This window comes from Streptomyces sp. NPDC048623, assembly GCF_040650755.1.
In the GTDB taxonomy this organism is placed as follows: domain Bacteria; phylum Actinomycetota; class Actinomycetes; order Streptomycetales; family Streptomycetaceae; genus Streptomyces.
In genome coordinates, this window is sequence record NZ_JBEZHV010000010.1 from 223,424 (window position 1) to 235,682 (window position 12,259).

Genomic DNA, 12,259 nt, shown 5'->3' on the forward strand with positions numbered 1-12,259 from the left:
CCCGGTCCCCACGCGTGTGGGGGCCGGGGCCGGTCCCGTCAGGGTCCCGTCACGCGGTCACGCGGTCACGCGGTCACGCGGGGGGCTCGAAGCCGAAGACGGCCTCGGGCCAGCCCGGGTCCGGGTCCGGGACGGCGGAGTCCAGCGCCTCGCCGATCGCGCGTTCCTCGTAGCGGAAGTGGGACGCCATGATCGCCGCCAGGCCGTCGAGTTCCGCGGCGATCGCCGCCGCCTTCTCCGGGTCGGAGCCGGGCGGCTCGGCGGCGGTGTCGGCCGCGGTGTCGGCGAGGGCGCGGACCCGGGTGAGGATCGAGGTGATCAGGCCGTGGTCCTCGACGAGCTTCTCGATCGTCGGGGCGAGATCGGGACGCTCGCGCAGCAGTTGCGCGAACATGCCCCGGTCCTCCCCCTGGTGATGGTTCGTCAGGGCCGTGCAGAAGGCCAGGCAGTGGGTGAGCAGTTCGTCGTCGGTGAGCCTGCGCCGGCCGATGTGGGTCCTGATCTCCCGCATGCGGCGCTCCAGTTCCTCATGGGCCCGGTGGAGCTGCCGACGGAGGGCGACGACCCGGTCTCCGTCATGGTCGTGGATGTCGGTACTGATGTGGTGGGGAGCCACGGAGGGCGATCCCTTCGGTTCCGCACCTCCATGCCTGACGCTGACCGTCACCGGCACGCGATGCTGAGCCCATCCGATCACGCATGCCGGTGACGGGGCAAGCGGTTCCCCTCGGCGTGTGCCGGGCGAATGCGGCATGACTCGTCCGAAGGTGACCGGGCACCCCCGAATGAGGTACGAAGTGCTGCGTGAGTGTTCAGCCCGTCGACGTGACCGCCTCCGCGACCACCCGTGTGTTCATCGCCCTCGCCCCGCCCGACGACGCGAAGGACGAGCTCGCGCGGGTGCTGCGGCCCGCCCTCGACGCGTACCCCTCGCTGCGCTGGAACCGTATCGAGGACTGGCACATCACCCTGGCGTTCCTCGGTGAGCTCCCCGTCGCCGCCGTGCCTCCGCTGCGCGCTCCGCTCGCCCGGCTCGCGGCGGGCCGCCGCCCTCTCGAACTGGCCCTGAGCGGTGGCGGGCACTTCGACGAGCGGGTGCTGTGGAGCGGCATCGACGGCGACGTCGAGGGGCTGCGGCTCCTCGCCGCCGACGTACGCGCCCTGGTCAAGCGGTGCGGCATCCCCTTCGAGGACCGGCCGCTCAACCCGCATCTGACCCTGGCCCGCGCCCGGCGCGGTGACACCGGGCCGGTGACCGCGACGGCCGCGGCGCTCGCCGGGTTCGCCGGCCGCCGCTGGCCCGCCGCGCGTCTGCATCTGGTCGGCAGCAACATCGGCCGCGGCCCGGGGCCGATCCGCTACCGCGACATCGAGTCCTGGGCGTTCGAGGGCCGCTGACCGGCGCCCCGTGGGCGTGTCGGGGGGCCCGCACGCAGGCTTGCACGGGGTGAGCGACGAGTCGCGGAAGGGGACGGTTCGGACCAGGATGGTCTTCTGTGGGCCCCGTTCGCGCCCACGCGCCGACGGTCCCTGCCGGAACCGGCCGGGACGCCCGACCGGGCGACGGAGTGGGCGACGGAGTGGCCGCGCTCCGTACACGGACCCGGCTGTGCGGTCCGTGGGACCCGCTCCCCTGGGCCCGTACGGCCCGGTCCCGCCCGCCCCGCCGCCGCACAGCGTCAGGAAGGCCATGCCATGGACCCCGTGCTCACCCCGGACCTGCTCACGAAGCTGCGGCAGCCGCGTCCGTACCCCGCCGTGTCGCTCGTGATGCCGACGCATCGACGCGAGCCGGAGAACGCCCAGGACCGGGTGCGGCTGCGCAACCTCCTGGCCGAGGCGGAGAAGGCGGTGCAGGACGACCCGGCGATCCCACGCGAGCGGCGCATGGAGATCCTCGACCGGCTGCGCCGGGCCGTGGCGGAGGTCGACCTCCGCCACCCGGAGGACGGTCTGGTGATCTTCGTGGCCGAGGGCGAGCACCATGTGTGGTCGGTGGCCCGGGCCGTCCCCGAGCGGGTGGTGCTCTCCGACACCTTCCTCACCCGCAACCTGGTCGCCGCGCACGCCGCCGAGCAGCCGTACTGGGCACTGGCGGTGGCCGCCGACCGGGTCTCGCTGTGGAACGGCAGCCCCGACAGCGCCGCGGAGCACACCGCCGACGGCTTCCCGCTGACGCGCGGCGTGGAGGACCCGGACGCCGAGCGCAAGGAGCGGATCGGCGACCTCCCGAGCACCTTCCGGGACGAGGCGACCCTGCGGTTCCTGCGCCAGGCGTACGAGCAGGTGCGGGCCGTCCTCGCGTCAGAGCAGCGCCCGCTGTACGTGCTCGGCTCGTCCGCCGCGCTCGCGGCACTGGCCGAACTCGGACCGATGGCGCGCGGCACCTTCACCATCGAGCACGGCGGGCTCGGGGCGGGCCCGGCCGAGGCCGTACACGACGCCATCGAGCCACTGCGCACCGCCCGCGAGGCCGCGGCGACGGCGACGGTCGTCGCCGAGCTGGACACGGCCCGCGGCCGGCGCGAGTTCGCCGGTGGCATCGACGAGGTGTGGCAGGCCGTGAAGGACGGCCGCGTCCGGCTGCTCGCCGTCGAGGAGCACTACCGGACGGTGGTACGGGACGAGGGCGGGCATCTCGAACCGGCCGAGGCCGCGGCCTCGGACACCCGCGACGACGTGGTGGACGAGATCGTCGAGCAGGCCCTGGAGACGGGCGCCGAGGTGCGCTTCGTACCCGACGAGGTCCTGGCCGGTCAGGGCCATATCGCGGGTGCCCTCCGCTACTGACCGGCTGCTGACCGACTGCCGGCCGCCCGTCGGCGGCGCCCCCGGCACCTCCCCGGCGCCCGTGCTGTCCCCGGCGCCCGCTCGTGCCGCTACTCCCAGGGCCAGCGGGCGTCGCGGCCGGCGTCGAGCAGCGGGATCATCCGGAAGGCGGCGTCGGTGAGGCCGCCCAGGGCGTGGCGGTTGCCGCCGCCGGAGGGCATCGCGGCCTCGCGGTAGCCGGCCATGTTCCACATGTAGACGGGCACGTCCTTCGGGATCAGGTCGTCGATCGGGGTCTCGGGCATACCGCCGTAGCCGAGGCAGTTGGACGGCAGCCAGCCGGGCCGGGTCTGCTCGTCGGTGACGATCACGACCCGGTCGTGGCGGGCGTAGTGCTGCCGCACGGCGGACGGGATGTCGGTACCGCCGATCCGCCCGAACTGCTCGACGAGACGCAGCACGCTGTCCCCGCGCCGGACGCGCACCTTGCGCGAGCTCTGCCCGAACTCCACGAGCGTGGGGTTCTCGGCGCGCACCGCGAGGGCGGCGCCGAACACGGCGGCCTGCTCGGCGAGCGGGATGTCGGAGCGGTTGGGCGTCGAGTAGCCGTAGCCGGGGAACATGCTGGGGCTGCGGTCGACCAGGATCAGCGTCCGGCCGCCGAGCACCGGCACGTGCGCCAGCGAGTGCCCGAGCGCCTTCTCCAGGGCGTGGCCCCAGCGCAGCGACGGCGCCGCCTTGTACGCCGCCCAGAACCGGAACGGGAACATCCGGGAGGCCCGTACCTCCTCGGGGTCCGCGAGCCGGGCGGCGATCCGCTCGGCGACGGCGTCGGAGACACCGGCCTGGTCGAAGTTCCGCAGGTTACGGACGAGCGCCATCAGGCCCATGGAGGGGATGACCGCCTCCCAGGCGGCGGCGTCCATCGGGCCCTGGAGCCAGCCGGCGAGCGCCTCCCAGGTCATGCCGGCGCGAGCGAGCTCGGACCGGCCGTCCGGGTCGGTCAGGAGTGCGCGGCGGTCGGCGACGGGCAGACCCATGAGGCGGGCGCGCAGCGCGAGGGTGTCCAGGGCCTGCGGGACGGCCTCGCCGCGGCCGTGGCGCCGGTCGATGGCGTGCCGGAACAGCTCGCCCTGCCAGGACTTGTCCGGGTCCGGCGCGGCGTGCACGAGCTCCAGGACGTCCCCGAAGCGATACCCCTTGGACTCGGTGTCGTACTTGACCAGCGCGCGCTCGTTGTAGAGGCGGCGCACGGCGTCGGCGACGCCGCGCTTCACCGGCTTGGGGAGCGTGCGGCCGTACCGGGCGGTCCAGTAGCCGAGCATCTCACCGGGCTCGTCGGCGCGCCGGAGGACGGAGTCGACGACGGCACGGTTCGACCACGCGTCGGCGCCGGTGCCGGTGCCGGTGGCGGTGCCGGTGCCGGTGCCCGTGCGGTCGCCGACGGGGGCCGTCGCGGTCGTGCATCCCGCGTCGAGGCGTGCCTTGACGAACTCGGCGGCGCCGACGAGCGAGGCGGTCCGCATGTTGCCCTCGCCGCGCAGCCAGCGCAGCAGCCCGGCGGTCCAGGCGGGGTCCTCGACGGCGAGCCGCCGGACGAGGCCGGTGTACCGGTCGTCGCGGGCGCCGGCCTTCTCGTAGAAGGTGTCGGTGCCGACGGTGTGGGCGACGGCGAGCAGGAACAGCTCGCTCTTCGCGTCGCGGAGGTGCGCGCCCGCACCCTCGTGCGTCCGGGTCCGCTCTCCCGTGGTGGTCACGGGCGAGACGGCGGACGGACGGGTGCCGCGCGCGTTGAAGCGGGCCATGGGGAATCCCCTCGCGGGTGGAGGGGAGGCGACGGCAGCGCCGGGGTGCCCGAGATCAGATCGGCAGGGGAGCCAAGGTGCTCTCACCATCTGAGCTACCGGCGCCCGAAGCGCCGGACGGGACTCGAACCCGCGACCTCCCCATTAACAGTGGAAGTATCCCCCGCCTGCGCACCGGGCACCCCGGCGCTGTGCGCCTCCCGAGATCGAAAGCGGTCCACGGCGCGATTTCTCGGAAAGAAGTAGCCGTTGACCTGCGCACCGGGAGGTGCTGTGTGGTTCCCACCGTAGTCCGTACGGAAATTGACGCCATCGAATATTTCGGCGCCGCCCAAATCCCTTCGCCTTACGGGCAGGACTCCTCGAACTTCACCGCGGTGAACGTGATGGGCCGCCCGTCGATCGTCGTTCCCGCCGCCGGCGACTGCGTGCACACCTTCCAGTTGGACTCCATGAGGATCATCCGGTCCTCGGCCGCGTCGGTGACGGTGATGCTCTCGTTCGACGGGAGGGCCGCGCGGGCCGCCTTCACCGACTTGCCGCGGAAGTCCGGCATGGTGCCGCCGGCTTCGACCTCGGGCTGCCGGCCCGTGTCCTTCTTGGGGCAGGTCTCTTCCAGCTTGACCGTGCCGAAGTCGATGACGACGTCGGTGGGGTGGGTTCCAGGGGCGGGGGTCTGGAAGCAGACCTTCCAGTTGCGGTCGAGGACCTGGTTGCGGCTCCGGCCGAGGGAGTCGTGCGAGCGGAGGCTGTAGAAGCCGAGGGACTGGGCCTCGTCCTGGGCGTACTGAAGTCCCTTGCCGACGAAGCTGGGAAGCTTCCCGGTCTCGGCCTTCTTCGTGCTCGGCTCGGCCGAGGGGGTGCGGGTGGCCGGCGCGGTGGTCGTGGCGGGCGCGGACGTGGCGGGCGCGGAGGTCGGCGTGGGCGTGGTGGTCTGGCTCGCCGTCACCTCCTTGCCCGACGGCTTGCCGTCGTCCGGCTTCTTCTCGCCCACCACGGCCCCGAGGACCACCAGGAAGACGAACACGCCACCGAGGGAAAGACCGACGATCGCGCCGGTGGACAGGCGCTTCTTCGGCGGCGGACCCCACGGCTCGGGCTGCTGGGACGGGTGCGGAGGCTGGGGCGGCCCGGGGTACTGCTGGCTCATGGCTCCTCGCTGGCATTCCTGATGTGAAGGCCTTGTGAACCTACCGCGTGCGCCGTGTGGTTGTGGACGGGGGTGCGGGATCGCAACCGAAACGGGCCTGGTCGGGGGACGGTTCGAGGGCCCGTTCGAGGACCTGCGCGCTTTCGGCCGGCCCGCCGTCAGCCCGTCCGCCGGCCGCCGCCCCGCTTTCCGGACGAACCCGCACCGGCCCGCGACCGCGCCTCCCGGGCGGTGTTCTCCGCCGCCGTCAGCGCCGCCCCGGCGCGGTCCGCGGCCGTCCGGGCCTCGTGGGCGGTGTCCCGGGCCGTGGCCAGGGCCGCCTCCAGACGCCGTACCTCGCCCTCGCTCTCCTCGGCCCGGACGGCCGCCGCGTCCCGTGCCTCGCGGGCCGCGTCACGCGCCGCCTCAGCCCGTACGGCCGCGGCCTCCGCTTCCGCCCTCGCCTCTGCCGCCGCCTTTGCCTCCGCTTCCGCCTCTGCTTGCGCCTCTGCCTCTGCCTCTGCCTCCGCCGCGGCCTCTTCCGTCCTCGCGGCCTCGGCCCTGGCTTCCGCCCCCGCCTGCTTCGCCGCCCCGACGTCGACCACGGCCGCGAAGTCGACCGCCGCGTCCGGCACCTTCACCAGGCGGCCCTTCGCCCACGTGGAGGCGACCTCGGGGCGGGCCAGGACGCCGTGCAGGGTCTGTTCGATCTCGCGGAGCACGGGGTCGCCCACCGGCTGGCCGGCCTCGGCGGCGAGGTCGGCGGCCGTGCGGGCGAGAGCGGTGACCAGTCGGTGCTGCTTCCGGCTCGCCTCCCGCAGGCGTTCGCCGTCGAGCATCCGGTGGGCCACCCGCAGGGTCTCCCCCAGGGCGAGGAACCGTTCCGCCTCGTCCGGGCGCTCGCGGGCGAGCAGATTCGCCGCCCACGCCGCGAGCACCGGGCGGCGCAGCGCCGCGAGGGCCTTCGCCGCTTCCGGTTCCTTCCGTCTGCGGGCCTCGGCGACATACGCGTCCCGCGCCGACGCGAAGTCGGCGGGCCGCAGCCCGTACAGCTCCTGGGTGATCCGCTCGACGTCCACGCCCCCACTCTGCGCCGTCGGGCCGCTCCGGGCGCGCCGTACGCATCGCGGGATGGATGCCCGGCCGCGATGATGGAGGAAACCTCAGGACGCGGAACACGGTCCGGGGCCCGAGCTCGGGACAGGGTGAAGACCCAGGCGAGGCGGAGGAGGGATGCGGTCCGGATGAGCACGGCGGACCTGCCGGCCGGCCCGGCCCCGGTGAGCGGCGCGTTCGCCATGGAGCCCGGCGGACTCCTCGACGTGCTCGGGGTCGCCGCCGTCGTCCTCGACGCCCGTGGCCGGATCGTGCTGTGGAGCCCGCAGGCGGAGACCGTGTTCGGCTACACCGCCGCCGAGGCCCTGGGCCGGCCCGCCGTCCGGCTCCTCGTCGAGGAGGCACACCGGGACGAGGTCCTCGGCCTCTTCGCCCGGGTGATGGGCGGCGAAGGACCGTGGGCCGGTGTCTTCCCCGTACGCCACGCGGACGGGCGGACGATCCCCGTCGAGTTCCGCAACACGCGCCTGGAGGACGACCAGGGACAGCCGTACGCCCTCGGCCTCGCCACCGACCGGGCGACCGTGCGCCGGGTGGAACAGGATCTCGCGCTCTCCTCGCGGCTCGTCGCGCACTCCCCCATCGGCCTGGCCGTCCTCGACCTCGATCTGCGCTTCGTCCTGGTCAACCCGGCTCTTGAGCGGATCGCCGGGGTGCCGGCCGCCGGATATCTGGGGCGTGTCTTCGGGCAGGCGGTGCCCTCGCCGGACGCCGCCTCCGTGGAGGCGGCGCTGCGGGAGGTCCTGGAGACCGGGGTGTCCGTGCTGTCCCGGCGGGTGCGCGGTCCGGCCGGGTCGGACGGCGAGGAGCCGGTGTGGTCGCTGTCCCTGTACCGCCTGGAGACGACGGGGCGGCGGGTCGTCGGGGTCGCGGCGGCCGTCGTGGACGTCACCGAGCAGCACCGGGCCGAGCGGACGGCGGCGCGCGCCAAGCGCCGGCTCGCGGTGATCGCGGACGCCTCGGAGCGGGTGGGGACCACGCTCGACCTGGATCTGACCGCGCACGAGCTGGCCGCGCTCGTGGTGCGGGAGTTCGCCGACATCGCGGCCGTCGACGTCCTGGAGGACGTCCTGACCGGGCCGCATCCGGGCGGGACGGGCGCCTCGGGACCCGCGATGTTCCGGGCGCTCGCGGTCGAGGCGGCGTATCCGACCCCGGCCCGCGAGGCCGCCGACGCGGTGGGCGATCCGGCCCAGTACGGCGCCGAGCGGCTGGTCACCCAGTGCGCGCGGACCGGCCGGCCCGTGCTCGTCGCGCAGGTCACGGACGCCGACCTGCCGCGGATCGCCCGGGACGCCGACGCCGCCGAACTGCTGCGCGAGGCGGGCGTCCACTCGTACCTCGCGGTGCCGCTGCGCGCCCGCGGGGTGGTGCTCGGCGTGCTCGACCTCAAGCGGGCGCGCAACGCCGTGCCGTTCGACCGGGACGACGTGCTGCTCGCCGGGGAACTCGCGGCCCGGGCGGCGGTGGCCATCGACAACGCGCGCTGGTACCGGCACCAGCAGCGCACCGCGCTCGCGCTCCAGCGGCATCTGCTGCCGCAGGGCCCGACGCGCCTCAACGGTCTCGACGCCGCCTACCGCTACCAGCCCGCCTCCGCGGCGGTCGAGGTCGGCGGCGACTGGTTCGACGCGATCCCGCTGTCGGGAGGGAAGACGGCCCTGGTGGTGGGCGACGTGATGGGCAGCGGCATCAACGCCGCCGCGACCATGGGGCAGCTGCGGACCGCGGCGCGCACGCTCGCCGGGCTCGGCCTGGCCCCGTCCGTGGTCCTGACCGAGCTGGACCGCACGGTCGCCGGTCTGGAGGAGATGGCCACCTGCGTGTACGCCGTGTACGACCCGGCGAGCGGCAGCTGCCGGATCGCCAACGCGGGGCATCCGCCGCCGGTGTACGTCCCCGCCGAGGGCCCGTCGCGGCTGCTCGAACTGCCGACCGGCGCGCCGCTCGGGGTCGGGGGCGTGCCCTTCGAGACCAAGGAGGTCCCGTTCGCGGCGGGCGACGCGCTGGTCCTGTACACCGACGGTCTGGTGGAGACCCGCGACGAGGACATCGACGTACGGCTCGCGGCGCTCACCCGGCTCCTCGACGGGCCGGTCCGCTCCCTGGAGGAGACCTGCGACCGGCTGCTCGGGGCGCTGCGCGGTCCCGACGCCCCCGACGACGTCGCGCTGCTGATCGCGCGGGCGCGGGACCGGGCCGCCGGCGGGGGCCCGGGCGCGGAAGGAGACCCGGACGGGGACGTGCAAGTGGACGTGGGTGTGAACAAAAGCGCAGACGTGAACGTGGACAAAAGCACGGCCATGGACGTAGACACAGACCCACACAGGGACGGAAGGGAGACCCCACCGTGAACGGCGCCCCTCCTGACCCGGCCGCCGGCATACCGCCCTTCGCCGAGGGCAGCGCCGGTGCGCTGGTCGACGGCCACGGCCGGATCGCCGGCTGGACCCCGGAGGCCCAGGCCCTCCTCGGGTGGCCCGCGGCCGACGTCGTGGGGCATCCGGTACGCGCGCTGCTCGCGGACCCCGCGGACTGGCCGGAGCTCATACGGGGGTACGCGCGCGGCGCACGGGACGGCGAGGCGGTGCTGCGCTCGGGGCGGGGCGAGGACGTGCGGGTGGTGTTCCAGGCGTTCGGGCTCGCGGACGACGGGGATGACGACGGCGACAGGGACGGGGGCGGGGACGGGGCGGGACCCGGCGGCACGGAGAACGGGGCGGGTGAGGGTGCCGACGCGGGTGCCGGGTGCTTCGTGCTCGTCACGCCCGCGGCCCTCGCCGAGGGCCGGCACCAGGACAGCGCGTTCATACGCGAACTGTTCCTCCAGGACCGGGTGGGGCTCGCCGTGCTCGACCCCGAACTGCGGCTGCTGCGCACCAACACCCACCTGCTGCCGTACAGCGGCGTCCCCGCCGAGCTGCGCGGGCGGCGCCTCGGTGACTTCTTGTGGCCGCAGGACGCGGCGGCGATCGAGAAGAAGCTGAGCCGGGTGCTCGCGACCGGCCTGCCGCTGGTGCAGGCGGAGGAACTGCTGCGGACCGTCGAGGATCCGCTGGGCGGCGTGAACATCGCGATCTCGGCCTTCCGGCTGCAGGACCCGAACGGCCGGGTGCTTGGCGTGACCGCGCTCTTCACCGACGTCACCGAGACCCGCCGGGCCGCCGAACGGCTCGCCCTGCTCCACCTCGCCACGGCCCGCGTCGGCGGCTCCCTGTCGGTCACGGACACCGCCCGCGAACTGGCCGGCGCGCTGGTGCCGGGCCTCGGCGACCTCGCGGTCGTCGAACTCGCGGACGCCGTCCCGCTCGGCGAGGAACCGGCGCCCGACCGGGCGGGGCGGCTGCTGCTGCGCCGCACCGCGACCGCGGGCGAACCGGCGGCACCGCGCGGGCCGCGGGGCCGGAACGGGGGCGCGTCCGCCCGTGCGGGCGGGGCGGGTGCCGGACGGGGACCGGGCCCGGCATCGGGACCGGCTCCCGAGCGAGAGGCCGCCCCGGCATCGGCATCGGGCCCGGAGCAGACATCCCGTCCGGGTCCCGGGCGAGAGGCCGCCCCTGCATCGGGACCGGAGTCGGCACCGGGGCCCGAGCGAGAGCCCGGCCGCGCGCAGGCCCCCGCCCCGGCGTCGGGACCGGAATCGGGACCAGGACCTGGTCCGAAGCAGTCGTCCGGTCCCGAGCAGGCTGTCGGCCCGAAACAGGCGCCAGGCCCGGAGCAGACGACCACCGCCGCGCAGGCGCCACGCCCGGAGCAGACGACCACCGCCGCGCAGGCGCCCGGCCCAGGGCAGACGTCCGGCGCCGCGCAGGCGCCCGGCCCAGGGCGGGCTTCCGGGTCGGCCCCGGCCTCGCCGCCGGGGAATCCGCCTTCCCCCTCCCCCGAGCCCGACGTCGTGCTCGTCGCCGTCCGGGACGGCGAGGACGCGGCGGCCGGCGGGCATCCCGTGCGGATGACGGCGCCGCTGCGGGCGCGCGGCATGCTGCTCGGGCGGGTCACCGTGGGGCGGAGGGCGGCCCGTGGGCGGTACGCGGAGGCCGACCGGGATCTGCTGCGGGAGATCGCCGACCGGGCGGCCCTCGCCCTGGACAACGCGCGCCGTTTCACCCGGGAGCACCGGGCGGCGGTGGGGCTGCAGCGCAGCATGCTGCCGCCGACGCAGACGCGGACACCGGCCGTGACGACCTCCGGCGTGTATCTGCCCGCCGACACGCGGACCGGGGTCGGCGGCGACTGGTTCGACGTGATCCCGCTGTCGTCCGCGCGGGTCGCGCTGGTCGTCGGGGACGTCGTCGGGCACGGCCTCGCCGCCACCGCAACCATGGGCCGGCTGCGTACCGCCGTACGCACCCTCGCGGACCTGGAGCTCGAACCCGACGAGCTGCTCGCCCATCTCGACGACCTGGTGTCCCAGCTGCCCGCCGAGCCGGAGGACACCGGCGAGGAGGACGACGGGGACGACCCCGAGGAGGACGACCAGGGCCAGTCCTGGCAGGTCCGCCACCCCTCCTCGCCCACCGGCGCGACCTGCGCGTACGCCGTCTACGACCCGGTCACGCGACGCTGCACGGTGGCGTCGGCCGGGCATCCGCCGCCCGTCGTGGCGGAGCCGGACGGGAAGGTGTCGTATCTGCCGGTGGATCCCGGTCCTCCGCTGGGCGTCGGCGGGCTGCCGTTCGAGACGACGGAGGTCGAGCTGGCGCCGGGCAGCGTCCTCGCGCTCTACACGGACGGCCTGATCGAGGGCCGGGGCGGCGACCTGGACGCGGGGATGGCCGATCTGGCCGACCGGCTGGCCCGGCCCGGTGCCGTCGGACTGCCGCTGCGCGAGCTGGGCCGGGAGCTCGTGGCGGGCCGCCCCGCCGACGGCCTGGAGGACGATGTCACGCTGCTTCTCGCCCGTACCCGCGCCGTGCCCGCCGAGGACACCGCCGCGTGGTCGGTCGAGGCCGATCCGGCGGCGGTCGGCGCGGTACGGGAGGCCGCGGCGGCGCAGTTGCGCGCGTGGGGCCTGGAGGAGCTGGTCTTCACGACCGAGCTGGTGCTGAGCGAACTGGTCACGAACGCCATCCGGTACGCCGGGGGTCCGGTCGAGGCCCGGCTCGTCCGGGCCGGGCGGCTGATCTGCGAGGTCTCCGACCCGTCCGCCACCCATCCGCGGATGCGCCGGGCACGGCTCACGGACGAGGGCGGCCGCGGGCTGTTCCTGGTGGCCCAGCTGACCACGCGCTGGGGCAGCCGTTACAGCCGTACGGGCAAGACGATCTGGGGCGAGCAGGAGCTGCCGCCGGGCGCGCCGCCGTACCCGTAGCGCCCGAGCCGGATCCGTACGCGCCGGGGGCCGGGGCGGTGTCCGGTACTGCGCGGCCCAGTCGATCGCGGGCAGCAGCGGCTGGAAGTCCTGGCCGCTCTTGGCCGCGTCCGCGAGCCACACCGCGAT

At 75.1% G+C, this 12,259-nt stretch carries 8 protein-coding genes and 1 tRNA gene; 4 read left to right on the forward strand and 5 right to left on the reverse strand.

Annotated features, from left to right (window positions below; all coding sequences use genetic code 11):
* Positions 1–73 precede the first annotated feature (73 nt).
* Entirely contained in the window at positions 74–616 is a 543-nt protein-coding gene (locus AB0C73_RS17580; RefSeq protein ID WP_362530453.1) for a hemerythrin domain-containing protein, read from the reverse strand.
* Positions 617–804: 188 nt separating this feature from the next.
* Between AB0C73_RS17580 and thpR the strand changes: the two genes are divergently transcribed.
* On the forward strand, positions 805–1,398 hold the full coding sequence (gene thpR / locus AB0C73_RS17585; protein WP_362530455.1) for an RNA 2',3'-cyclic phosphodiesterase: 594 nt from the start codon (positions 805–807) through the stop codon (positions 1,396–1,398).
* A gap of 297 nt (positions 1,399–1,695) precedes the next feature.
* Positions 1,696–2,790 carry a chemotaxis protein gene (locus tag AB0C73_RS17590; protein WP_362530458.1) on the forward strand — a complete coding sequence of 365 codons (1,095 nt, stop codon included), beginning with the start codon at positions 1,696–1,698 and terminating at the stop codon, positions 2,788–2,790.
* Between the two features lie 89 nt (positions 2,791–2,879).
* On the opposite strand, the gene AB0C73_RS17595 is transcribed toward AB0C73_RS17590, so the two are convergent.
* From AB0C73_RS17595 to AB0C73_RS17610, 4 genes are all read right to left on the reverse strand, one after another.
* On the reverse strand, positions 2,880–4,574 hold the full coding sequence (locus AB0C73_RS17595) for a TROVE domain-containing protein (protein WP_362530461.1): 1,695 nt from the start codon (positions 4,572–4,574) through the stop codon (positions 2,880–2,882).
* Positions 4,575–4,683: 109 nt separating this feature from the next.
* Positions 4,684–4,764, reverse strand: a tRNA-OTHER gene (locus AB0C73_RS17600).
* Positions 4,765–4,920: 156 nt separating this feature from the next.
* Complete coding sequence (locus tag AB0C73_RS17605) at positions 4,921–5,724, reverse strand: PASTA domain-containing protein (RefSeq protein WP_362530462.1); 804 nt, start codon at positions 5,722–5,724, stop codon at positions 4,921–4,923.
* Between the two features lie 158 nt (positions 5,725–5,882).
* Entirely contained in the window at positions 5,883–6,782 is a 900-nt protein-coding gene (locus AB0C73_RS17610; protein ID WP_362530465.1) for a hypothetical protein, read from the reverse strand.
* A gap of 165 nt (positions 6,783–6,947) precedes the next feature.
* Between AB0C73_RS17610 and AB0C73_RS17615 the strand changes: the two genes are divergently transcribed.
* Both AB0C73_RS17615 and AB0C73_RS17620 read left to right on the forward strand, forming a co-directional pair.
* Positions 6,948–9,173 carry a SpoIIE family protein phosphatase gene (locus tag AB0C73_RS17615; protein WP_362530468.1) on the forward strand — a complete coding sequence of 742 codons (2,226 nt, stop codon included), beginning with the start codon at positions 6,948–6,950 and terminating at the stop codon, positions 9,171–9,173.
* The gene (locus tag AB0C73_RS17620) at positions 9,170–12,130 is read left to right on the forward strand and encodes a SpoIIE family protein phosphatase (RefSeq protein ID WP_362530471.1); all 2,961 of its coding nucleotides are present in this window, start codon (positions 9,170–9,172) and stop codon (positions 12,128–12,130) included. The genes AB0C73_RS17615 and AB0C73_RS17620 overlap by 4 nt, the downstream gene beginning before the upstream one ends.
* Positions 12,131–12,259: the final 129 nt, after the last annotated feature.